This window comes from Cyanobacterium aponinum PCC 10605, from assembly GCF_000317675.1.
GTDB lineage: Bacteria > Cyanobacteriota > Cyanobacteriia > Cyanobacteriales > Cyanobacteriaceae > PCC-10605.
This window is the reverse complement of sequence record NC_019776.1, coordinates 1,488,908-1,512,544: the sequence shown is the minus strand read 5'-3', so window position 1 is coordinate 1,512,544 and position 23,637 is coordinate 1,488,908. Positions and strand designations below refer to the sequence as shown.

The following is a 23,637-nucleotide window of genomic DNA, read 5'->3' as shown; positions in this document are numbered from 1 at the left end:
TTTGCTCATTTATTTAACTTCTAGCTAATGGACAGCATGGTATGAGTAAAAGAAGAACGTGGCGAAAATTACATTTAGCGGTAGATGAAAAAACCGGTGAAATTCTGGTGGCGGAGGTAACAACAAATGATTGTCATGATAGTGATGTACTAAAAAGTTGATCAGAAATAATCGAGGGTGAAATAGAACAAGTGTCCACCGATGGTGCTTACGACAAAAGAAAATGCTATCAAGCAATAGAAGAAAGAGGGGCAAAAGCAATAATACCACCACAAAAAAAATGCCCAAAAAATGGTCAGATATGGATGGGGACAGAAATAAGAATATTGACAGAATCGAAGAAATAGGAAGAAAAGAATGGAAACAAGAAAGTGGCTATCATCGACGTTCTATCTCAGAGACAACAATGTTTAGGTTAAAAACAATATTTGGAGGTAAAGTAAGTAGTAGAAATTTTGATAACCAGGCAGTAGAACTATTTGTTCAATGTCTGTTGTTGAATAGAATGAGACAAATAGCTAAAGCAGATAGCTATATAGTTAATAACAGATAAATATAAGGTTTAGGCGATCGCGCCGTGCTTCAGCTTCGCTGACATCGCACCTGTTGAAACAAAATTCCCTATTTATTAATTTATGCAACAAAGCCTAATCATAATAACATTAGCATATAGTTGGTTAACATTTAGCGGTGAGGAAATAAAAAGAAAAGGAATAAGTGAATACTTAGTTAGACCGAAGGAAAAAGGAAGAAGTGATAAAAGATATAGTGATTTCTCCATTGGTTTTAATGGGCTAAATTTTCTTCAGGGAGTCTCAGTTTTTGAGGAACAATGGCAAGAATTGACCTCTTTATTTCCTCAGAAAAGCAGGTATTATTGTCAAGGGATGAGGGCTATAATGCATATACAATAAACTTTTTGAGTTCTTTGTCGCCCCGACAGTTTAACTGGTTCAATTTTTCCTGAAATAGATGAAATAAGTATTTATATCCCCAAGGGTGAAATGATCTAAAAAAACCCTAAAAATTTCTTAATGAGCGGTTATAACATGAGATAATTAAATCATTATTTTCAAATTGGGAGCAATTATTTTATGAATAAAATTAAATATATATTTGCCTATTTTTGTCTTTCCCTTCTATTGCTTTTTAATGTAGGAATCAATACTGCTTTTGCCACAGGGGTATATGATTTACCTGTAATTAATGCGGGGGAGGATGTTTGGGTTTATGACGATGCTGATGCGATTAGTCGAGCTACGGAGGGCAAATTAACCTCTATGTTACAGGATTTGGCTAAGGATACTGGTAATGAAGTACGAATGGTTGTAATTAATCGTCTTGATTATGGTCAAACTATCGACTCTTTAGCGACTGAGCTTTTTCAGACATGGTATCCTACTCCAGATTCAGCAAAAAATCAAACTTTGGTAGTGGTTGATACTCTTAGTAATAAAGGTGCGATCGCATCTGGAGATGGAGTGAGCAATTTATTAACCCCGGAAATTAGCGAAAGTTTAGTAAAAGAAACCTTGCCTTATTCCCTTAAGGACTTACAGTATAATCAGGCTTTAATTTCCGCAGGCGATCGCCTTGTAGCTGTTTTGTCTGGACAAGATGACCCCGGAGCTCCTCAAGTGGAAGAAATCAGCATAGAAGGGACTTTTACCACGGCGGAAGAAACAGATGATCGTAGTGCCACTATTTGGACAATAGTTCTTTTAGTTTTAGCAACAGTTATTCCAATGGTGACATATTTCTGGTATGTGGGATTCCCCGGTAATTAAGTTACAATGAAATTAAGAGAAGTTTAAAACTTCAATTTGCCAAAAATAAAAATTCAACCCAAAGAACAATGTTAACAGATCCTTTTGCCATCCGATACTATCAAAAATTAACTGATGGAATGGTGGATTTATGGCATAGAGGTAGTCGTTATGAAGAACTACGTATTTATATGGAGGGGTATTTAGCTTGTCTCCGTCAAACTAATGTTATCGAAGGCTACCTCATCCACCGTTTAGAAGAAGAGGCATATCGTTTTCTGCGAGATCCTTCTAATTTTGAACTAATGGCGACTCAAATGCAACCAGAAACAGATTATTACTAACCTTATTAAGTTTTTTAAAACGTCATTTGTTGTGCCAATTTAGATCGTTTTTAATTTTTGGTTATCCTAAGTGGAAAATTTTTCTACCGATTTAATTCATTTCTTTATCAATCAAATTTTTGCAAAATTTATAGTAAATTAAAAAGTTTATATTAGTCAATAAGTTTCAGTTGATATGTGGTTTTATTTAATCATTCTTCAACTGGAATTATTTTTTGTGTAAGAAAAGGCATCTGTTTAAAGTGTAGGGTTTCAGGTGTTGGGGTATTGGGGTGGTAGGGGTTGAATATATTCAACCCTTGCGGGAGGTTAATTAAACACTTTTGCCCTCCCTCCACCAGAGGGGGGTAAAGCCCTAACTACGAGCCTATATTAATATTTTCTACCAGATGTCTATTGAAATTTATCCCTCGATACGAATGATTGGTGTCGCTCACCATAAAGAGAATTGCTATAAGTTAAATAAGTCTCAGATTATCAACAAAGGATTAATCATCTATCAGAGGATTTTATTATGGTTAACTGGCAAAAATTACAAAACGGTTCAGATATAAGAGGGGTAGCTTTAGAGGGAATTGAAGGGGAAGAAGTTAATTTAACTCCAGAAGTAGTCAAGACCTTAGGAAAAGCATTTACTCAATGGTTGCAACAAAAAACAGAGAAGAAATTAAATCAATTAGTTATTTCTATTGGTAGGGATAGTCGTTTATCAGGGGAGGTTTTAGCTCAAGCAGTGACACTAGGTATTACTAGCTTAGGGGCAAAAGTTCTTAATTTTGATTTATGTTCAACCCCTGCTATGTTTATGAGTTGCATTACTGAGGGTTTTAATTGTGATGGTGCAATTATGCTCACTGCTAGTCATTTGCCTTTTAATCGTAATGGATTAAAATTTTTTACCCCTGATGGTGGTTTAGAAAAGCAGAATATAGCTGATATTTTGGCGATCGCAGAAAAAAATGTTTTTTCGGAAACTAATGAGGAAGGAAAGGTAGAAAATCACGATTTTATTTCCGTTTATAGTAACTTATTCGTTGAGAAAATTCGATCGCACGTTAACCACCCTCAACACTTTGAGCAACCCTTAAAAGGCTTAAAAATTATTGTCGATGCGGGAAATGGTGCAGGAGGTTTTTACGCCGAAAAAGTATTGAAACCATTAGGGGCGGATATAACTGGAAGTCAATTTTTAGAACCCGATGGAAATTTTCCTAATCATATTCCTAACCCCGAAAATAAAGAGGCAATGGCTTCTATTGCCCAAGCCGTAATCGATAATCAAGCCGACTTTGGTATTATTTTTGACACAGATGTTGATCGCTCCGCCGCCGTAGATAGTCAGGGAAAGGAATTGAATCGTAATCGTTTAATTGCCTTAATTAGCTCAATTATATTGAAAGAACATCCACGCTCAACTATTGTCACCGACTCTATTACCTCCGATGGTTTAACAAAATTCATAGAAGATTTAGGTGGAAAACATCATCGCTTTAAAAGAGGTTATAAAAACGTAATTAATGAATCCTTGAGGTTAAATAAAGTAGGCGAAGAATCATGGGTTGCGATCGAAACTTCAGGCCACGCCGCCTTAAAAGAAAACTATTTTCTTGATGATGGAGCTTATTTAGTAACGAAATTATTGATTGAATTGGCAAAATTACGCTTAAAAGGACAAAATTTAACAGATTTAATTTCAAATCTCATTGAACCCATAGAAAGCGAAGAATTTAGACTAAAAATCAATGTGGAAGATTTCCAAAACTACGGCAATAATGTCATTGATAAACTGGGGTTTTATGTAGAAAATCAAACCGACTGGGAAATTGTCACTCCTAACTATGAAGGCATTAGAGTTAGTTGTTCATCCCCAGAAGAACAAGGATGGTTTTTACTAAGATTATCATTACACGATCCTGTTATCCCCCTTAATATTGAAACCAATGTCCAAGGGGGAGTAAACAAAATCGCCTCTCGATTAACTGTCTTTTTCCAAGAATTTTCTCATCTTGACTTATCTGTATTTGACAGTAATGGGTTTAAGGGTTCTGAGTGTTGAGTATTTAGGGTGTTAGGGTGTTAGGGTGTTGGGGTATTGAGATATTTGGGGATGAGGTGATGAGGGGAGAGGGGGAGAGGGAGATAAGGTGTTAGGTTTCAGGTTTCAGGTTTTAGAAGAAAGTAATGAGTGTTCGGAGTTTTTAATTCTTAATTCTTAATTTTTAATTATCAACTATTCACCTTTGCCTTCCCCCCTCTCGAGGGGGGATAAAGGGGGGTTTGCCCTTTTAACTTTACCCTTTTCCTAATTCTGACTATCTCACCTCAAAAAGTTTATTGTCAGGTAAATTGCTGACTGCTCTTTGTAATTCATTCAAAGATTGATTATAACCAATAATAGCTTGGAGGAAATTTCCCCTAGCTTCGGTTAAACTTCTTTGGGCATTAATAACATCCGTTTGTGTACCAACTCCCGCTTGAAAACGTAATCTTGCTAAACGTAAACTTTCCACCGCCGTAGTAACAGCAGTTTCTGTGGTAGAAATATTTTCTTTGTTAGCAATCATATTATTATAGGCAGTTTCGATATTCAGGCGAATTTCATCCCTCTGCTTGGCAAAATTAGTTTCATCAATTTCAATGTTTCTGGTTTCTACATCTGCTCTTGCACTTGCTTCTCCACCGTCAAAAATCTCCCAGTTAAGTCTTGCCCCAACATTGTAACCATTAGCATAACCTGTACTGTCAAAAGTATCTGTAAAAGTGTTAGTAAAGTTATAGTTAGCAAATAAATTGACAGTGGGGCGAGTGGCGGCAAGGGCTATCTCTCTGTCTTGTTCATTAATCTCTCTTTGTACTAATAGTTGTTGTAATTCCGCTCTATTTTTATAAGCCATAATAATACTTTGTTCTAAATCATAAGGCCACTCCCCATTTTCTTGAATCTCATCGGCGGCGGTTAATTCCACATTTTGACCCACACTTAACACTTGTGCTAAATTTCGACGAGCATTTCTCTGTTCTGCGATCGCCCTAGTTAATGCTTGGTTTGCATTGGCTAAATCTACTTCTGCTTGTAACACATCAAAACGAGTTCCTAATCCAGCTTGTTCTAATAACTGGGCATCTCTCAAAGTTTGGGAAAAGTCTTCGATGGCCGCTTGGGCAATGGCAACTTGAGCATCAGCATTTTGCAATTCATAATAAGCATTTGTCGCCCGAAACCTAACATCCTCAGAAATACGCTCAACTTCTAACTGATTAAGATAAACTTCCCTGCTAGAACGAGCAATGTTTGCATTACGACGACCACCATCATACACATTATAACTTAACTCGATTTGTCCTAATAAAAGGCTGCGATCGCGCATAATGAAGTCATCTTCGCCGGGAGTATCATCTCCTCTTTGGTTAAACTCTAATTGACCATTAAGAGTGGGTAATTGAGTTGCTAAGGACGCATTTAAACTATCTCTGGATCTATCCAATTGTAATCTTGCCACTTCCAAGTCCTTATTATTATTCAACGCAATTTCAATGGCTTGATTTAAAGTTACAGGCTGTTGTTCTTCAATTTCTACCTCCTGAGTTTTAGTGGGAAAAAGAAGGGGATTACCACTAGAATTAAATTTGTCTGTTGATTGAACTTGAGCAGAAGAAGGATTTTGAGGAGAAGTATTTGTTTCAACATCTTGAGCTTGAGAGGGAGTTACACAACTCAATAGTAAGTAGGTAGTCAATAACAGAGAAGAACGTTTTTTGGAATACATTTTTATATAAAGGTAAGATTACTTTTAGCAATTCGATTATAAGTAATTTTATATTAGAATAATCAGACATAAATTATATAGCAGTTCTATTCTAAGTCATGTCATTTTCTCTCCCAGTTCTAGAGGCAAAATTTGACGTTAGGGCTTAGGGATTCACCATTGGGGTTTAAGAGTATAGGTTTAGAGTAAAAAATAAATTAAGAGACAGTGACAAAAAATTACAATCAATTAATTTTAAATAAAGAGAAAAATTGTGACTACTATCTTAAATCTAAGCTCAATCACTTCACTAAATCCAGAGCAATTTTATTCTTCGTAACGTTCAATTATAATAACCCTTAATTCAGTCAGGTATTAAGATTAAAAAAACATCTATTGACATTAACTATGACAAATCAAGTAATCACTCAAGGAATTGCAACTCAAGATTATTGCGTTTTCGGATTAGCCACCTACTTTCTAAGAGAAGAAGGAGAAACCAAAGAGGTTAAAATCATCGAACCTATCCCCTCAGCCGCCCTAGAAGCATTATTTAAGGGAATTCCTACCTCCTACGAAAAAGCGATCGCACTTACGATTGGTGAAATAATTAAAGAAGATAAACTGATTAAACCAAGTCTATTTCCTTCGGAAAGTTTATTTTGCGAAGACTTTATCAATCGCACATTTGCCGCTACCCGCACCTACCAAAACAAGCCAAGTGCAAAAGAGTTAATCAACCTAGGTGATTGTAAAACCGACTTAAACTATTCAACGGAAAGAAAAAGAATGCTGAATAATACCAATATTGTTTCCGATGATGATAATGTAAAACAACATCCTAATACTCACAAAAGACTTTAAAGTATTAATTTTATAAATTTATTCATGGTGTGAGTGGTGAAACAATGTCTTGGCATAAAAGTTATTTTTGATTCTTGCCTTAATTGTTTCTGTTTTTCTGCTATATGTGTAAAAGCAGGGAATGTTTTTCAAAATTACCATGCAAAACGTCATAATAGAGAGTATTCATCTCCGAAAATGAGTAAAAATACTTTCATAACGACGGAAACATTAACAGTAAATAATAATTAGCAAGAAATAGTAATGAATAGGAAAATAAAACTTTACGGAGGAAGTCGCAGTCGTGCTTCTATTATTCAATGGTATCTTGAGGAAATAGGAGCAGATTATGAGTTTATTCTCCTCGACATGGCAAATAAAGAACATTTATCCCCAGAATTTTTAAAACTAAACCCCATGGGGAAAGTTCCCGTAATTATAGACGGAGATTTTATTCTTTGGGAATCGGGAGCAATATTGCTATACTTAGCAGAAAAATATGGTCAGGAAATTGACTCTTTAGAAACAAGAAGTATTTTTAATCAATGGATTTTATTTGCTAATTCCACCCTCTCTACAGGTTTATTTATAGAAGCGAATCGGGAAAGGGAAATATCGAAACTACTTCCTCCTTTAGAAAAAATCTTACAATCCCATTCTTTTCTCTTAGGAGACAAATTAACGGTTGCCGACATCGCAGTTGGTTCTATGTTGGCTTACACTCAAATTTTGTTGAAATTAAACTTGAGGGATTATCCTGCTATTAGCAATTATATTGACACAATCTCTCAACGTCCTGCTTTCAGTAAAACTATTGGCAACAGATAATTTGAGTTCGTAAAGTTTGCTTGCGACTCTTACAACTCCTTTCAGTGGTGAACGGAGTTAAAATTTATATATTTTGAGGAAAAAATATCAGGAATTGATTTTATTATTTTCAATTCTTTGACTGATTAATAACAAATTCGAGGGTATTTAACTCTAAACCTCCCCTTATCCGATATTCTCGTGTTGAACCGAGGTTATTAAAAAGCTAATTGCTAAAACTTTCGACTTTTCACCTAAGAAACAATTTTTTCATGTCTCTGTCATTAAGTAATAATATGTTTATAAAAAATTAACATTACTATGAAGGGGATTTAAGATTTATAGCGGAGAATTACTATGATTAAATTTTATGCTTTTATATTAAGTTGTCTAACTTTTTTGTTGGTAACAACCCCGGCTTATGCGGGTAGATTGTTATTTTGGCGCTATGAAACAAATCAAAATAGATTACTTTTTACCACAGATCAAGGGGTACAACCTACGGCACAATTAATTGCTAATCCTACTCGTTTAGTAATTGACTTACCCGGAACTACTTTGGGAAGACCAACTATTAATGAAACTTACGGTGGTCTGATTACCAGTTTAAGAATTGGTCAGTTTGATTCTCGTACCACGAGATTAGTTATTGAATTAGCTCCCGGATATATTTTAGATCCCCAACAGATAAAAATTAAAGGCTTATCCCCCACTCAATGGTCTGTGGATTTACCTCAACCTCAACGGGGTAATTTTCCCGCTCCTTCTTCTCCTTCTGATCCATATAATTCTTCCAGTAATCCTAGTAATTCTAATAGTTCTAGCAATACTCGCAGTCTTAGTGCTAATAACAACAGTAGTGACAATAATACTAATAATACTAGTGAGACTACCGCTAGTGGCGGCAATGAGATACAAGTTACTTCTAGTGGCTTAATTGTGGGTATTGATGGGGATCATCGTAATCAAATAAAAGTCGATCGCAGTCGAGACAGAAAAAAAATTAATTTTGAAATTAGTAATATTAATATTCCTTCTAATTTACTCAAATCTTGGGCTGTTAATAAATATGGTGTAGAAAATATAGAAATTACTCAAAGACGTAATTCTGCATTATTAACCTTGAATGTTCATCCTGATAGTCCAGACTGGCAGGGAAGTTTTAGTCGTATGGGGGGGTTTGTTTTATGGCCTCAGGGGGGAATTAGTCGGGTAATAGATTTATCAAATAATAATAAGTCTGTTGTGGCACAATCTAATGTTTCTCCCGCCCGTGGTAGCATTAATAATTCTCAAAAAACGTTAATAGAATCCATTGACATTAATAATAACCAATTGGTAGTAAGAGGAAATCAACGTATTCAAGCGAAGGGAAGTTGGGCAACAGCAAATCAGGTTTACCAATTACGCATGGAAAACACGGATTTAGCCCCTAGTTTTAAATCCCCTTCTCTGCCCACAGGAAGCCCCATTTCTCGTTTACGCATTTGGCAACCTGATGATAAGACTGTGGTTCTTTTAATTGAACCTGCTTTGGGAACTAGAATTTATAGTCCTAGTCAATCAAATGAGCGAGTGGTGGCACTACCCTTAAGTGGTTATGTTAGTCGTTCATCCTCTTCCCCTGTTACTCCCAATCGTTTAAATTCTTCCAGTAGTAATTCTCAAGCTGTTACAAATATTCCCGTTACTCCTGCTCCTAATAGTGTAAGTCCTTTTGATTACACTCCGAGGGACAATTCTCGCCCTGTTTTACCTTCTACTAATTCTGCTCCCTTACCTAATCGACCTGTTACTAATGGTAAAATAGTAGTTATGATTGATCCAGGCCATGGCGGAAAAGATCCGGGCGCGATCGGTATTGGAGGAGTACAGGAAAAACACGTTGTTTTAAGTATTTCCCAACAATTAGCTCGTATTTTAGAACAGCAGGGCATACAGGTACGAATGACAAGAGATAGTGACTATTTTGTCAGTCTCCAAGGACGTACAGAAATGGCTAATCGTATTAATGCTGATTTGTTTGTGAGTATTCATGCTAATTCTGCTGGAGCAAATAAGCCTCAAGTGAGCGGTTATGAAACCTATTATTTTCAAAATGGTAAGGCTTTAGCGGATACTATTCATCGTAATGTTTTACGAAGAGTTGATGTAAATGATCGCAAGGTTCGACAAGCAAGGTTTTATGTGTTAAGAACTTCTAATATGCCTGCGGTGTTGGTGGAAACTGGTTTTGTTACTGGCAGAGAAGATGTGGCGAAGTTAACTAATCCTGCTTTTCAAAGACAAATGGCAGAAGCGATCGCCGCTGGAATTATTGAGTATATTAAAACTAACCGTCTTTGATTCGGTATCGGTTATCAGGGAAGAAAGAAAAGTTAAGCCTTTGAGTCATTTTTAGAACCTATTTAAAACTTATTAAAAATGGTAACTTAAATGCGTCTTAGCCTAGGAAGTTTTAGGGCTTTTAACTAATTTGAGTTTGATGAAAGAAATGTTGAAAAAAATAAGGCTTTGAGAACTATCATAAATAAAATTTTGCTTTTATTAAATGATTAACTCGAACAGAAAATTCTTGAAAATCAATTTATTGAGCTTGTTCATCAATCTATGTTAAGTTTAACTCCTAACCCTGAATTCCGAACTCACATTTAGCTAATGGTTAATTCCTAATTGTCTATTTACTTTTCTGAGTAGTTTTGCTTAAATTAAGATAATTTTGATTGCAATATTGAACGTTATATGAAAAATTCTTTGGGTAATAGAATTGGTGTGTTTGATAGTGGAGTGGGCGGTTTAACTGTTCTCAGAAAACTTTATCGTTATTTACCTCAAGAATCAATTCTCTATTTTGCCGATACCTTACGTCTTCCCTATGGTACTCGTACTAAGGAAGAAATTATTTTATTTGTGCGTCAAATTCTCGATTGGATGCAGTCTGAAGGTGTCAAAATGGTGATAATGGCTTGTAACACCAGTTCTGCTTTAGCATTGGAAACAGTACAGTCTGAGTATGATTTCCCTATTCTAGGTTTAATTCATCCCGGAGCAAAAGGTGCTGTTAAGGCAGGAAAAAGAGTCGGCGTTATCTCCACGGTGGCAACAGCTAAAAGTAATGCCTATAGAGATGCGATCGCGGAAATTAATCCTAATACACAGGTATGGCAAATGGGATGTCCCGAATTTGTGCCTCTGATTGAACAAAATCGCATTTATGATCCTTACACCAAAAAAGTGGCTCAACAGTATCTCAAGCCTCTTATAGAAGCGAATATCGATACTTTAATTTATGGATGCACCCATTATCCCCACCTTAAAGGAGTTTTATCGGAAATTCTCCCCTCTTCAGTACGATTTATTGATCCTGCAGATTATGTTGTAAGAGCGGCAGAAAAAGAACTAGAACTTATGAACTTACGTAATCATGGTTTATTGTTACCTACCCGTTTTTGTGTGAGTGGTAACAGCGATGATTTTGCGATAACATCCAAGCAATGGTTAGGTTTTACTCCCCATGTTGAAAAAATTCATTTACCTTCAAGCAAAGTAATAGAATTGCATAATAATTCAACAGAGATTGAGATAAATCAACATCATCTTTATGCAGAAAGTTTAATCGCTTGATCTATAAAAATTGAGAATTGAAGATTAAGAATCAATTAGGGAGGTTTCAAGTATCAGGTTTTAGTTAATTGTTAATTACGACTTGAAATAAACTTGACACCGCCGAGAATTTTATATCAAACTCGGATTAAATATTCTGGCTCTATTACTTCTCGTCGTGATAAATTGTTAGTTAAAAAAGGGAATAGGGAATAGGGAATAGAGAAGAGGAAAGAGGGGATTTTAAAACTCAAATTATATAAATTTTTTATTTTTGTTTAACTGAAACCCTCTTTAAATAAAAGTTTGAGATACCATTTATTATTAATTTGTCATAACTACTATAGAAGCAGGGTTTTTTCATTCTCAAAAATGTCAATTTTTGAAACTAACAAATAACCTCAGTTCGGTTTAAGAATATCTGATAAGGTTAGGTGTCAGGTGTCAGGTTGCAGGTTGCGGGTGGTAGGGGTTTTTAGCAAGGGGCTTAAGCCCCTTGTTTAAGTCAGTTCGGATTAAGGCAATTTTATCGTTATTTCTAAGAAGCTATAAGGTTTTTTGACTACGAGTTGGTCTGCTTTCAGCTTATCCAAAACTCAGGTTAACAAATAGTAACAGATACAGGAGTTTTTAAGTATTAATTAATCAATTATTAAGAAAAAACGCTCCCCTCTACTGTGGGAGAGGGGTTGGGGGTGAGGGCAAGATAATTTTGCCCTTACTTTGAAAAAACCCTGCTGTAGAAGAGCCTTAATTTTTAATTCTTAACTCTTTAACCATTTTCTTTTGCTAATAAAAAACCTCCTATTAATAAGCCAATAAAATTCGGAATCCATGCCGCCATCAAAGGAGAAATAATCCCAATTAATCCTAAGCTACTAATCATAAAGCTACCTAAATAATAAAAGAAAACTATACCGACACATAAGCCAAAACTTGTTGCTTTACTGGCATTATTTGGGCGACTCCCTAAAGACGAACCCACCAAACCAAAAATTACACAAACAAAAGGAAAAGATATTTTTTGAGCGGTGCGAACTTGAAACATTAATACTGTTTTATCATCCCCTAATAGTCTTAATAGTTTGATATATTCTAATGATTGAATGATGTTCATTTCGTAAGGATCTCTACTTTTTGAAGCTAATTCTAGGGGAGTTTTTGGTAAAGAAATTTGTGTTTTTTCGAAGAATTTACCCTCAGCTTTTATCTGATTTTTGGTGATGTCATAGATAAATCCGTTAAACAAATCCCATACTTTATCCTGATTATTCCAAGTACCCTTTTCAGAAATAATTACTTTATTTAGTCCTTTTTTTTCTGTATCTAGTATTGTCAAAGACTGCATATTTTCCCCATCAAATTCTTGGGCATAAAATAAGGTTTTTAAGTATTTATTATTTTTACCATTTTTTTCTTTTACATTTACATATTCAGGATAAAAAATATCTTGTCTTAATAGAAATTTCCTTTGTTCGTTGATTTGTTCTACTAAAATTGTTGTTGCTTTATAATTAGCATTGGGTACAATTAATTCATTAAAAATAAAGGTTAATCCTGTCACTATTAAACTCAAAATTAAAGCGGGTGTTATCAATCGGTAAAGACTTAAACCACAGTTATAAAAAGCAATTAATTCGCTATCTTTACTAAGACGACTATAAGTCATTAATGTGGTTAACAATACAGAAATGGGTAGCGCATAAGCTACATATTCAGGTATCTTTAAAAAGAAAATTTGTAACGCATAAATAAAGGGTAAGTTTGCATTGACTATTTTATAGCTTAAATCAGATAAAGTTGCGATCGCAACTCCCAATGTAGAAAAAATAGCAACACTAAAAATAAAAGGAGGAATTAACTCCTGAAATAAATAAGAATCTAAAATAGAGAATTTAAAAGGACGCATTCAACCTAAAATAATAAATTGATAACCCAAGAATTTTTCACCCTATATATTAACTTCATTTAGTTAGAGATTCATAACTAGAATCAATGATCAAATTAACAAAACTACTTTTTTCATCTTATCCAGTCGTTTTTATTCTGGTACTAGGATTAATTATCAGAATCATTATCGCTTTATTTTTGTTTCCGGGATATGATGAAGCATACTATTTTCTTTATAGTAAAAATTTAGATTGGAGTTATTTTGATCATCCTATTTTTGTGGCTTTAACCACGGGTATAGGTGTATGGCTAACAGGAGAAGTTAATCAGTTTACCATTAGAATTGGCACTTTAATTATTTCTACAGTTAGTTTTTATTTGTTATATGTAACAGGAAAAAAGTTATTTGGTTTTCAAAGTGCATTGTTTTCCCTGATTATAGCCTCTTTAATTCCCATTTTTACAGTTGCGATCGGAGTTTTAACTTTACCTGATGTTCCCTTAATTTTTTTTTGGACTCTTACTTTATACTATGCCAGTGAAGAATTTTTTTTCTATTCCCCCCAAGAAAAATATCAACCCAGTTTTCGTTTAGTTATTATCTGCATTTGTATTGGTTTAGCTTGTTTGAGTAAATACCACGGCTTTATTCTTGGTTTAGGATTAGTCGGATTTTGCCTTTTTAATTCCCCCTATCGGCGAGTTTTTACTTCAGGTTGGCTAATACTGGGAATTATTTGTTTTATTCTTACCCTGTTTCCCCTTTTATACTGGAATTGGCAACATAATTGGGCTTCTTTTGCCTTTCAACTATCTGGGCGCTTCCAGTCAGAAAACCCGACACCTTTCTCTATTAATCTACTTAATATAGTAGTTACTGCCTTAGCTACTATTGGTTATCTATTTCCTAGTTTTGGTTTTCCTTTATGGTGGGTTAGTGGAAACAGTAGTTATCAAGAGTTAGTTAAATCCTGTCATTATCCCTATCGACTAATTCTCTGGGTATCTTTACCTTTAACCGTTGGTTTTACTGTTTTGGGAGCGGTAACTCAAATATTACCAACATGGTCTATGCCTGGTTTTTGGGGATTAACTTTAATTTTGGGTGACTACACTTCAAAATGGTATAAATATAGGCGTAAATTCATTTATCGTTGGTTTTATTTATCTTTTCTATTTACTATCACTATTTTCATCCTTGGACTATTGCATTTTCAAATTGGATTACTACAAAAACCGAATCAAAACACTTTTTTCAACGGTATCATTTCCCCTCAAAATGACCCTTCTACAGAATTAATCGATATTGTACAATTAAGAAAACTATTGGCAAACTCTCCTCAATTTAATCAAGCCTTAAAAGAAGCAGACTTTATCTTTACCAATCAATACTATTTAGGTGGTTATATCGGAATGGCGATCGCACCTTTAACAACCATTCCTGTAACCTGCTTTAGTAATGATAGTCGAGGTTTTGACTATTGGCATCCGACAAAAAAAGAATTAATCGGCAAAAACGGTATTTATATTACATCAAAAAGATTTGCAGAAAATCAAAGTAATGGCACAAAATATAATCAATTTTTTAATAAATGGGATAAAATCACCCAAATATCCTTAAAAAGGTCTGGAGAAATCACAGAAACTTTTAATATCTATGTTGGACAAGGGTTTATCTCTCTTCCATAATCAACAGGTAAAGGTAAATAGTGTTGGGGTGAATAGTTGATAATTAAAAATTAAGAATTAAGAATTAAAAACTCTGAACACTTATTACTTTCTTCTAAAACCTGAAACCGTCAAACCCTGTACGGGCGAATGGCCATTCGCCCCTACTTCTCCCTCTCCCCTCATCTCCTCATCACCCTAACACCTGCAACCTTCCCTTATCCGATATTTTGCATCAAACGGAGGTTTAATAGAGCTAAAATGAAGAAAAATCCTCTAAAAAATATAGTCAAAACATGGAAAAAATAAAGATTCGTGGAATTAATCATCATTATCAATTCATTAAAACTCAGCAAGATTTAACTAAGCCTGTATTAGTTTTTATTCATGGCTGGTTATTAAGTCATCATTATTGGCTGCCGTTAATTGAACAAATAAAACATGAATATTCCTGTTTAACTTATGATTTAAAGGGATTCGGTTTGTCTCAATGGGATGAAAACACTTCTGTTAATAATAGTGAGTTTGATTTATCTGGTTATGCTCAAGATTTAAAGATTTTATTACAAGAATTAGCCATTGAAAAAGCGTGGTTAGTGGGACATTCCTTGGGGGGCAGTGTTGCCCTATGGACTGCGGATATATGTAGAGAAAAAGTTACAGGAGTGTTTTGTGTTAACGCAGGAGGAGGTATTTATTTACAAGAAGAATTTGAGCGTTTTCGTAAGGCAGGGGAAAATTTAGTTAAATTTCGTCCTTCTTGGTTTGTCAATGTACCTTTTTTTGATTTCATCTTTTCCCGTATGATGGTGAAACGTCCTTTAGGCAGACAATGGGGCAAACAAAGATTAAAAGATTTTCTCAGCGCTAATGAACAAGCTGCGATCGCATCTTTATTAGAATCCACCACAGAAGAACAAGTACACTACTTACCTCAAATAGTATCCCGTTTATCTCAACCAGTGTATTTCATCGCAGGAAAACAAGATAAGGTAATGGAAGTACAATATGTAAAGCATCTAGCCAGTTTTCATCAACTGTTTCAACAAAATCAAAAAAATGTTTATGAGATAGATAACTGCGGACACTTTGCTATGTTAGAACATACACAACAGGTAAAAGATTATATTTTAGAGATAATGATTGAACACAGTAGCCAAAATGAGATTCTCGCAGAATTTACCCCCTCAAAAGGTCAAAGCTAAAAAGGCAAGAGGCAAAGGGCAAAGATGAATAATTGATAACTCCGAACTCATTTTTTCCCAACCCCCCCAACGGGCTAAATTATTTCATAACAAATCAACTACTATTGCATTTCAGTATTAAGCAAAAGACTTTTTTCGGAATTACCATCACTTATTATAATTAAGCCATTATTTTAAAGAATTTTATAACCCCCATGAAAATAAAAAATATTGCTCTATATATTGCTCTATATAATTGTTTAACTCTAATTATTAGTAGTTTGTACATTCCCGTAAATGCGGGGGAAATGGAAGAATCAATCACAGTAAAAAACCCGACTACCGCAAACAGTTTACAAGATAGTCAAAATGCACAGTTACTTCTATCAGATTCAGAATCATACTCAGAAACCGCACAAAATCAAGACATCCTAGACGAAAATAATACCACCATTGAATATACCCTAACTCCTTTACAACTTACCCCTTTTGACCCCATGACGGTGGAAACCGCTAATACTCTGCCTCAAGGGGCTTTTTATACCACTTATGGAGCGAATATTTTTAGTACAGGTTCAGAAGGCGCTGGAACTGGCTTACAGGTTTACAATGGCTCTATTGACTATGGAATTAATAAAGATTTACAAATAGGATTAGCTTTATCTTTCTTTGATGACACTTTAAGTACCCGTTTTAATGGACGGCAAACAGATTTTGGTTTTTTCTCCCTTGCTCCTCGAATCAAATATAAATTTATTGATAAAGATAATTATGATGTTGCCGTAATTGGTTCTTTAGAATGGTTAAAAGTAACTTCAGAAAATGGTTTATTTAATGGAGGCGATCGCTCCTCCCAAGATAACACCCTCGCAGGAACAATTCAAGTACCTTTTACTTATAGCTTTGATGATGTTTATCAATGGCACGTTGTAGGGGGATTAAGCGTTTTTCCCGACACTGTCAACAATGGCGGAGACTTTTACGGTACATTTTTCAATATCGGTACAGGCATAAGTTTTAAATTTGCCGAACAATTTGGCTTCTTTGCCGATGTTAACGTACCTTTAGGTCCCGGTGGTAACAGCGTCAACACCAGAGGAGATATTGGTAAAAGCGTAGTTTGGAGTGCAGGATTAAACTATTTACATAGCCCTGCAGTAGGAGTAGATTTATCCATCACCAATAGATTAGGAAGCACCCCCGCCACTCGTTTATTAGCTTTTCCCCCCGATGGTGGCAATGTGGGAGTTGGGTTAAATGTGCGCTATACCCCCGACATTTTCGCCAATTATGCCCCTAGTTTTGGAGATACACCGATGACACCCCTAACCAATCGAGATAAACAATTACTCTTTGACGGTTTTATCTTAACAACCCCTAATACTATTCGTCAGGGTGCTTTTTCCCTAGACACAGGACTATCTCCCAACTATAATTTTCAATTAGGTTATGGTTTAAGCAACAACGCCCAACTAGAATTTACAGGACAACAAATTGCAGATACTGATGAACCCATCGGTAACTCCTTCAAATTAGGAGCGGCTACCAAATTAAACTTCTTAAATCAAGCTAATGGAGACCCCTTTTCTTTTGGTATTAGAGGGGCATTTGGTGAATCATCCGATGCAGGAGATGGCGTAGGCTCATTTTCTGCTGAAGCCGCTTTCACTTATTCCGCTAACGATAACATCGCCCTTTTCTTCAATCCCAAAGCAGGATTATTTGGAGATAATCGTATTTTAGGTGCTGGTTTAGGGATCAATTTTCAACCTTTTCCCGGTTTACAATTCATTGGTGAAGTTACTCCCATGGTAAGTAATGATCCCACAGTTTGGGCGGCAGGAGCTCGTTATATGCCTCCGAAAACTAATTTTGGTATTGGGGTTTATGGAAGTAATGCCGCAGGAAGTACAAACATCAGTAATGTTATTCGCCAAAAGGATAATAATGTTAGTGTTGGCTTTAATGTTATGTGGTTATTAGGAAATAATTAGGGGTTACTGAAAAATTGGTGTCAAGGAAGTAGATGTCAGGTATTAGATATCAGGTATTAGGTATATATAGCATAAAACAATATTGAGATCGTCAATAGTAAGTTCAGTAATAAATTGATAATATAAAAACAAGGGTTTCTTCTTATTCGCTATTAATTTAATGATATGTCATCAGAAAATATTGCAACCATTACCAAAATCATGGAATCTTTACCTGATTCAACCCAAGAGAAAGTAATTGAATATTTACGAGAATATCTAGCTACCTTACAAGAAGAAAAAGAATGGGATTATTTAGTTAATAAAAACCAAAATAAATTAATAGATTTTGCGAGGAAAGCCAAACAAGAAATGTTGGAAGGAAAAGCTCAATTGATGGATTATGAGCAGTTATGAAATCATTTACTCTGCCATCTTTTTGGAATTGTTACAAAACTCTTGATTTAAAAATTAGACAACAAGCAAGAAAAAGCTATTTTTTATGGAAAGAGAATCCTTTTCACCCCTCTTTGCATTTTAAATGTATTAATAGTCGAGAAAATATTTGGTCTGTTAGAATTACTAAAAATTATCGTGCATTAGGTATTTTTGAAAATCATAGTGTAACTTGGTTTTGGATTGGTAGCCACGATGATTATGAGAGATTTTTTTCTTAAAAAGTTATTAACAGCAATATTTTTTTATCTACTATAGACACGAATGCAAAACTATAGTCGTTTCAAATAAAAATTTTTGTACTAATCTTCTCTGTGGATTAATTGCCTACTGTCATACACCTAAGAAGCATTCTCTCCATTTAGAATGGCTTTTACTTCAATCTGCTTAACCCAAACTCAGGTTAAGTAATCATGTCTAAATCTATCTTTAAATTTTCAGCTATTTTTTCTAAATTTTTTTGAGTGGCAATATAAATATTATTTTCAATTTTTTCTAATTCTTGAACATCAATTTTGGTTTTTTTTGATAATTCTATAATGCTTATACCTCGATATTGACGATAAACTTTAATGGGATTTTCTCCCTTTAAACATATACTATCAACTACCTCAAAGGGGAAAGTTTCTTCTGATTTATTTTTAGCAGTGTCATAGGCTTTTATATCAGCTAACATTTCTGCATCTTCTATTAATTTTTGGTAAAAATCATAGGGAATAACCGCATAATCTTTGCCATTTTTGTTAATAATTTCAGTTGTCATTTATAAATACCTCCTCTGGTATCAATCTCTAATATCAAATCCGCTTAATTGCACATGGTATAATCAAGAGGATGTATATTTGTTGTCGTAGATTTTGACCAATGCCTTCAAGAATCAAAATTGAACCCCATTTAAGTTTACAAGAATTAGAACAAGGGTATCGAAAAGCCAAACAAGGGATTGAAAAAATTCACTACCAAGTGATTTGGTTATTAGCACAAGGGAAACGAACCTCTTATGTTTCCCACGTTACAGGATATAGCTTAAGTTGGATTTACGAACTTGTTCGTAGTTATAATCGTTCGGGTGCAAAAATGTTGGGGGATCAAAGACAACATAATCGGGGTAGAAAACCGTTATTAGACGATCAACAATTAGCTCTGCTATATCAAAGATTACAATCACCCCCCGATGATCAAGGACTTTGGAATGGTGTCAAAGTCGCAAAATGGCTCACTCAACTTCTAGATCGTACTATTTCTCCTCAAAGAGGATGGGAATATCTTAAAGGATTAGAATATCGTCTCCGATGTCCTCGTCCAAATCATCAAAATTCTAGCTGCCTTGAACAAAATGAATGGAAAAATCAACTAGCAGAAAAAAAAAAAAGATTCAACAAGAATATCCCGACGCGGACGTTCAAGTGTGGGCTGAGGATGAGCATCGTTTAGGACTCAAACCAGTATTGAGAAGAGTATGGGTAGAAAAAGGTTATCAACCGATAGCTACGGTCAATTGGCGTTTTCAATGGTTGTGGTTATATGGCTTTGTGGAACCAAATACAGGAGAGACATATTGGTGGCTACTACCATATGTAAATACTGAATTGTTTAATCGAGTCTTAAAAGATTTTGCACAGCACTATGAAATAGGTAAAAACAAAAGGGTGATTTTAGCAATGGATCAAGCTGGTTGGCATCCGATTAAAGAAACGACGGAAATACCAGAGGGAATCCACGTTATGCTGATGCCTTCTCACTCTCCAGAATTACAACCGGCAGAACGTTTGTGGCCATTAATAAATGAGGCCATCGCTAATAGGACATTTAAAAATTTAGAAGAGTTAGAAGAGGTAGTTATTAGTAGATGCAAAAAAATTATGGAAGAAAAAGAAATAGTTAAAGGAATAGCCAATTTTTATTGGTGGCCTAATTAATATCTTTTAGTGTGGCTAATTAAACGGATTTGATATAAAACTAAAATAACAATTCTATCATTGTTTATCTCATAAATAATTCGCCAATCCCCTATTCTTAATCTATATCCTTCTCTACCAACTAGCTTTTTTAGGTTAGGATTCTCTCTATAGGGATTTTGGGCTATTTCTGTTAATTTATTTTGAATACGTTTAACTAAATTTTTAGGAATTTTATTTAGTTTTTTAATTGCTGTTTTACTATATTCAATTTTATACATTCTCTTATTTTACAATAATTTTTTAAGATATTTTGCGAGGTAAGATTTTTTCGATTTTGCAATATCTTCAGGTATCCCAATAGCGACTATTTCCCCTCCTTTATCTCCCCCTTCCAAGCCTAAATCAATAATCCAATCCGCACATTTAATCACATCTAAATTATGCTCAATAACAATGATAGAATTACCTTTGTCTGCCAATTTTTGCAAGACATTTAATAAGTGGTGAACATCATAAAATGATAAACCAGTAGTCGGCTCATCGATCAAATAAATGGTTTTACCTGTAGCGCGGCGAGATAATTCCGTTGCCAATTTTACCCGTTGGGCTTCTCCTCCTGATAAAGTGGGTGCAGACTGCCCTAATTTGACATAAGTTAAGCCTACATCCACAAGGGTTTGTAAACGATTTACCGCGCGGGGAATATTCTCAAATACTTTTAAGGCTTCCTCTACGGTCATATTTAAGACATCGGCGATCGAATTTCCCTTATACTTAACTTGGAGAGTTTCACGGTTATATCTTGCACCTTTACACACATCACATTGGACATAAACATCAGGTAAGAAATTCATAGAGATAACGTTAACTCCTTGCCCACCGCAGGCTTCACACCTACCACCTTTGACATTAAAAGAGAATCTTCCTGCTTTATATCCCCTTGCTTTGGCTTCGATGGTTTGAGCAAATAATTCCCGAATCACATCAAAAACTCCTGTATAAGTAGCAGGATTCGATCGAGGTGTGCGTCCAATGGGAGATTGATCGATTACAATAACTTTATCGACTGCTTCGATGCCTTCTAAGGAGTCTAACTGTTTAGGAAAAGGCACACGACGACTGAGATAATGTTGCAAAGAGGGATAGAGTAACTCATTGACGAGGGTAGATTTACCACTACCAGATACCCCCGTGACACAGACAAATTTACCTAAAGGTATCTCTACATCAATATTTTTGAGGTTGTTACGATGACAGTTTTTCAAAATAAGAGATTTACCGTTACCTTCTCTGCGAGTGGAGGGAATTTCAATCTTTCTTCTGCCCGATAAATACGCCCCAGTTAGGGATTCTTTACTGTTAACTAGTTGTTTTAAATTGCCTTGACAGACAATATCTCCTCCGTGAATACCTGCTTTTGGTCCAATATCGACGATGTGGTCTGCACTCTTGATCGTATCCTCATCATGTTCTACAATTATAAGTGTATTCTGAAGATCTCTTAATTTTTTCAGGGTAGCTAAGAGGCGATCATTGTCCCGTTGATGCAAACCGATACTAGGTTCATCTAATACATACAATACTCCTGTTAAGCCTGAACCAATTTGAGTGGCTAAACGGATGCGTTGGGCTTCTCCTCCTGATAAAGTCATGGCAGTGCGATCGAGACTTAGGTAATCCAAACCTACGTCAAGGAGAAATTTTAAACGGTCTTTGATTTCTTTGAGGGCTAATTCGCCGATTTGAGCTTGTTTGGGAGTGAGTTGAATCTTGTCGATACGTTGTAGGGCTTCGGCGATAGAAACACTGGTTAAATCATAGATGGAATATTGTCCTAATTTAACGGCAAGGGCTTCGGGTTTAAGTCTTTTACCGTGACACACTTCACAGGTTTGATACTCTAAATACTGCTCTAATTTTTGTTTAATTAAATCTGAGTTGGTTTCCTGATAGGTTTTTTCGAGCATGGGAATAACTCCCCGATAGTAGCCATATTGTACCTGTAAAATTTCTTGATCACCATAGAGAATGATATGCTGTTGCTTTTCTGTTAAACTTGACCAAGATTGAGTCAGTTTAAACTTATATTCCTTTGCTAAGTATTCCAATAGAGACGCATAATAGGGATTATCTTTTTCCGCCCAAGGTGCAATGGCATCTTTGACAGGAGCATTGGGATCTGGTATGACTAAATCAGGAGAAAACTGCCTTAAACTACCCAAACCATGACAATGACTACAAGCACCATAGGGAGAATTAAAGGAAAAAAGACGGGGAGATAACTCCTCCATTACCGCTCCATGAGTAGGACAAGCAAAGTTTTCTGAAAAAACAATCTCATCAGGAAATTCTCCTCTTATTAAGTCACTCTCCGAAAACTCCCCCCTTATTAAAGGGGACTGGGAGGGATCATTTTCTGCTATATTGAAGTTATCAATGGTATTCTGGGCATTTCCTTTGTCCAAAATCTCGACTATGGCAATTCCTTCCGCTAACTTCAAACAAGTAGAAAGAGAATCAGCGAGTCTTTCTTGAATACTAGCCTTAACTACGAGACGGTCAACCACAACACTGATATTATGCTTTGATTGGGGCTTTAACTCGATATTATCTCCTAATTCCCTAATTTCTCCATTGATTTTCACCCTCACGAAGCCCTGAGAGCGTAAACTAGATAATAATTGGTGATGATTCCCTTTCTTTCCTCTGACAACAGGGGCTAATAGATGTATCTTTGTCTTCTCAGGTAAACTTAAGATGCGATCGCACATTTGGTCAATGGTTTCAGGAGCGATAGAATGACCACAATGGGGGCAATGAGGTACTCCTGCTCTACCATAGAGTAACCGTAGATAGTCATAAATTTCCGTAACTGTGCCTACCGTTGAGCGAGGATTATGGGAAGTGGATTTTTGATCAATGGAAATAGCAGGGGATAAGCCTTCAATACTATCCACATCGGGTTTATCTAATTGTCCTAGAAATTGACGAGCATAGGCACTGAGTGACTCAACATATCTGCGTTGTCCTTCTGCAAAAATGGTATCAAAAGCAAGGGATGATTTGCCACTACCAGATACCCCAGTGAATACGATTAACTTATTGCGGGGTAATTCTAAATCAATATTTTTAAGATTATGTTGCCTTGCGCCACGAATAACTATTTTTGAGGACATTTGACCCTTTTTTTTTTTGCATTATAATTTATAATTAAAGTTAATTACTAATTGCTAATTGCTTGGGGCATAATCCTATTATGCCCCTGTTTTATTATGTATATTCTAAATAATTAGATAGTCTTCACCAATAAGAAGCAAATAAAGATGAATATGTAACCATGAGCATTATTTTTGAGCAGTAAAACTGAAAATTTACTCTGTTGAAAATATGATAATTAAAATTTTATCTCTCACTTAATTTAGCATAACCCTTCAAAACTAACAATAAATCCTTACT

Annotated in this window: 17 protein-coding genes and 3 pseudogenes; 15 read left to right on the top strand and 5 right to left on the bottom strand. The window is 35.3% G+C overall.

From position 1 onward, the window contains the following. Nucleotides 1-32: 32 nt before the first annotated feature. From CYAN10605_RS19120 to CYAN10605_RS06260, 4 genes and pseudogenes are all read left to right on the top strand, one after another. Nucleotides 33-553, top strand: a pseudogene (locus CYAN10605_RS19120) (IS5 family transposase); the annotation flags it as partial. 541 nt (nucleotides 554-1,094) lie between these two features. Continuing rightward, nucleotides 1,095-1,787 carry a photosystem II repair protein Psb32 gene (gene psb32 / locus CYAN10605_RS06270; RefSeq protein ID WP_015219100.1) on the top strand — a complete coding sequence of 231 codons (693 nt, stop codon included), beginning with the start codon at nucleotides 1,095-1,097 and terminating at the stop codon, nucleotides 1,785-1,787. Between the two features lie 68 nt (nucleotides 1,788-1,855). Continuing rightward, nucleotides 1,856-2,110, top strand: a complete 255-nt coding sequence (locus tag CYAN10605_RS06265) for a DUF6761 family protein (RefSeq protein WP_015219099.1) — start codon at nucleotides 1,856-1,858, stop codon at nucleotides 2,108-2,110. Between the two features lie 514 nt (nucleotides 2,111-2,624). Then, complete coding sequence (locus tag CYAN10605_RS06260) at nucleotides 2,625-4,166, top strand: phosphomannomutase/phosphoglucomutase (RefSeq protein WP_015219098.1); 1,542 nt, start codon at nucleotides 2,625-2,627, stop codon at nucleotides 4,164-4,166. A 256-nt stretch (nucleotides 4,167-4,422) separates the two neighbouring features. On the opposite strand, the gene CYAN10605_RS06255 is transcribed toward CYAN10605_RS06260, so the two are convergent. Continuing rightward, nucleotides 4,423-5,877 (bottom strand): TolC family protein, encoded by a 1,455-nt coding sequence (locus tag CYAN10605_RS06255; RefSeq protein ID WP_015219097.1) that lies wholly within the window; start codon nucleotides 5,875-5,877, stop codon nucleotides 4,423-4,425. A 387-nt stretch (nucleotides 5,878-6,264) separates the two neighbouring features. Between CYAN10605_RS06255 and CYAN10605_RS06250 the strand changes: the two genes are divergently transcribed. From CYAN10605_RS06250 to murI, 4 genes are all read left to right on the top strand, one after another. After that, nucleotides 6,265-6,720, top strand: a complete 456-nt coding sequence (locus tag CYAN10605_RS06250) for a hypothetical protein (RefSeq protein WP_015219096.1) — start codon at nucleotides 6,265-6,267, stop codon at nucleotides 6,718-6,720. A 243-nt stretch (nucleotides 6,721-6,963) separates the two neighbouring features. After that, nucleotides 6,964-7,527 (top strand): glutathione S-transferase family protein, encoded by a 564-nt coding sequence (locus CYAN10605_RS06245; RefSeq protein WP_015219095.1) that lies wholly within the window; start codon nucleotides 6,964-6,966, stop codon nucleotides 7,525-7,527. Between the two features lie 339 nt (nucleotides 7,528-7,866). Continuing rightward, a complete protein-coding gene (locus tag CYAN10605_RS06240) occupies nucleotides 7,867-9,852 on the top strand; it encodes an N-acetylmuramoyl-L-alanine amidase (RefSeq protein ID WP_041922710.1) in 1,986 nt (661 codons plus the stop codon). Nucleotides 9,853-10,248: 396 nt separating this feature from the next. Further along, entirely contained in the window at nucleotides 10,249-11,130 is an 882-nt protein-coding gene (gene murI / locus CYAN10605_RS06235; RefSeq protein WP_015219093.1) for a glutamate racemase, read from the top strand. Between the two features lie 751 nt (nucleotides 11,131-11,881). Here the strand turns inward: murI and CYAN10605_RS06230 are convergent. After that, nucleotides 11,882-13,018, bottom strand: a complete 1,137-nt coding sequence (locus CYAN10605_RS06230) for an LptF/LptG family permease (RefSeq protein ID WP_015219092.1) — start codon at nucleotides 13,016-13,018, stop codon at nucleotides 11,882-11,884. 86 nt (nucleotides 13,019-13,104) lie between these two features. Here CYAN10605_RS06230 and CYAN10605_RS06225 point away from each other — a divergent pair, with 86 nt between their 5' ends. The 6 genes and pseudogenes from CYAN10605_RS06225 to CYAN10605_RS19435 form a co-directional block, all read left to right on the top strand. Further along, nucleotides 13,105-14,688, top strand: a complete 1,584-nt coding sequence (locus CYAN10605_RS06225) for an ArnT family glycosyltransferase (RefSeq protein WP_015219091.1) — start codon at nucleotides 13,105-13,107, stop codon at nucleotides 14,686-14,688. A 275-nt stretch (nucleotides 14,689-14,963) separates the two neighbouring features. After that, the gene (locus CYAN10605_RS06220; RefSeq protein WP_015219090.1) at nucleotides 14,964-15,872 is read left to right on the top strand and encodes an alpha/beta fold hydrolase; all 909 of its coding nucleotides are present in this window, start codon (nucleotides 14,964-14,966) and stop codon (nucleotides 15,870-15,872) included. Between the two features lie 194 nt (nucleotides 15,873-16,066). Then, complete coding sequence (locus tag CYAN10605_RS06215) at nucleotides 16,067-17,845, top strand: hypothetical protein (RefSeq protein ID WP_015219089.1); 1,779 nt, start codon at nucleotides 16,067-16,069, stop codon at nucleotides 17,843-17,845. A 165-nt stretch (nucleotides 17,846-18,010) separates the two neighbouring features. Next, nucleotides 18,011-18,241: a hypothetical protein gene (locus CYAN10605_RS06210; protein ID WP_015219088.1), complete on the top strand. Its 231-nt coding sequence runs from the start codon at nucleotides 18,011-18,013 to the stop codon at nucleotides 18,239-18,241. Further along, a complete protein-coding gene (locus CYAN10605_RS06205; protein ID WP_015219087.1) occupies nucleotides 18,238-18,501 on the top strand; it encodes a ParE family toxin-like protein in 264 nt (87 codons plus the stop codon). The genes CYAN10605_RS06210 and CYAN10605_RS06205 overlap by 4 nt, the downstream gene beginning before the upstream one ends. Before the next feature lie 62 nt (nucleotides 18,502-18,563). Then, nucleotides 18,564-18,671 (top strand): annotated as a pseudogene (locus CYAN10605_RS19435) (IS982 family transposase); the annotation flags it as partial. 12 nt (nucleotides 18,672-18,683) lie between these two features. Here the strand turns inward: CYAN10605_RS19435 and CYAN10605_RS06200 are convergent. Beyond that, nucleotides 18,684-19,043, bottom strand: coding sequence for a helix-turn-helix domain-containing protein (locus CYAN10605_RS06200; RefSeq protein ID WP_015219086.1), 360 nt, complete (start codon nucleotides 19,041-19,043; stop codon nucleotides 18,684-18,686). A gap of 101 nt (nucleotides 19,044-19,144) precedes the next feature. On the opposite strand from CYAN10605_RS06200, the pseudogene CYAN10605_RS18360 reads away from it, so the two are divergent. Beyond that, nucleotides 19,145-20,199: pseudogene (locus CYAN10605_RS18360) on the top strand (IS630 family transposase). Here CYAN10605_RS18360 and CYAN10605_RS06185 read toward each other — a convergent pair. Then, nucleotides 20,196-20,459, bottom strand: a complete 264-nt coding sequence (locus CYAN10605_RS06185; protein ID WP_015219083.1) for a type II toxin-antitoxin system RelE family toxin — start codon at nucleotides 20,457-20,459, stop codon at nucleotides 20,196-20,198. The pseudogene CYAN10605_RS18360 and the gene CYAN10605_RS06185 overlap by 4 nt on opposite strands. Before the next feature lie 9 nt (nucleotides 20,460-20,468). Then, on the bottom strand, nucleotides 20,469-23,357 hold the full coding sequence (uvrA, locus tag CYAN10605_RS06180) for an excinuclease ABC subunit UvrA (protein WP_015219082.1): 2,889 nt from the start codon (nucleotides 23,355-23,357) through the stop codon (nucleotides 20,469-20,471). Between the last annotated feature and the right edge of the window lie 280 nt (nucleotides 23,358-23,637).

Coding starts and splice junctions, on each gene's coding strand:
- psb32 (WP_015219100.1), top strand. CDS start 1,095: ATGAATAAAATTAAATATATATTTGCCTATTTTTGTCTTTCCCTTCTA.
- CYAN10605_RS06265 (WP_015219099.1), top strand. CDS start 1,856: ATGTTAACAGATCCTTTTGCCATCCGATACTATCAAAAATTAACTGAT.
- CYAN10605_RS06260 (WP_015219098.1), top strand. CDS start 2,625: ATGGTTAACTGGCAAAAATTACAAAACGGTTCAGATATAAGAGGGGTA.
- CYAN10605_RS06255 (WP_015219097.1), bottom strand. CDS start 5,877: ATGTATTCCAAAAAACGTTCTTCTCTGTTATTGACTACCTACTTACTA.
- CYAN10605_RS06250 (WP_015219096.1), top strand. CDS start 6,265: ATGACAAATCAAGTAATCACTCAAGGAATTGCAACTCAAGATTATTGC.
- CYAN10605_RS06245 (WP_015219095.1), top strand. CDS start 6,964: ATGAATAGGAAAATAAAACTTTACGGAGGAAGTCGCAGTCGTGCTTCT.
- murI (WP_015219093.1), top strand. CDS start 10,249: ATGAAAAATTCTTTGGGTAATAGAATTGGTGTGTTTGATAGTGGAGTG.
- CYAN10605_RS06230 (WP_015219092.1), bottom strand. CDS start 13,018: ATGCGTCCTTTTAAATTCTCTATTTTAGATTCTTATTTATTTCAGGAG.
- CYAN10605_RS06225 (WP_015219091.1), top strand. CDS start 13,105: ATGATCAAATTAACAAAACTACTTTTTTCATCTTATCCAGTCGTTTTT.
- CYAN10605_RS06220 (WP_015219090.1), top strand. CDS start 14,964: ATGGAAAAAATAAAGATTCGTGGAATTAATCATCATTATCAATTCATT.
- CYAN10605_RS06215 (WP_015219089.1), top strand. CDS start 16,067: ATGAAAATAAAAAATATTGCTCTATATATTGCTCTATATAATTGTTTA.
- CYAN10605_RS06210 (WP_015219088.1), top strand. CDS start 18,011: ATGTCATCAGAAAATATTGCAACCATTACCAAAATCATGGAATCTTTA.
- CYAN10605_RS06205 (WP_015219087.1), top strand. CDS start 18,238: ATGAAATCATTTACTCTGCCATCTTTTTGGAATTGTTACAAAACTCTT.
- CYAN10605_RS06200 (WP_015219086.1), bottom strand. CDS start 19,043: ATGACAACTGAAATTATTAACAAAAATGGCAAAGATTATGCGGTTATT.
- CYAN10605_RS06185 (WP_015219083.1), bottom strand. CDS start 20,459: ATGTATAAAATTGAATATAGTAAAACAGCAATTAAAAAACTAAATAAA.
- uvrA (WP_015219082.1), bottom strand. CDS start 23,357: ATGTCCTCAAAAATAGTTATTCGTGGCGCAAGGCAACATAATCTTAAA.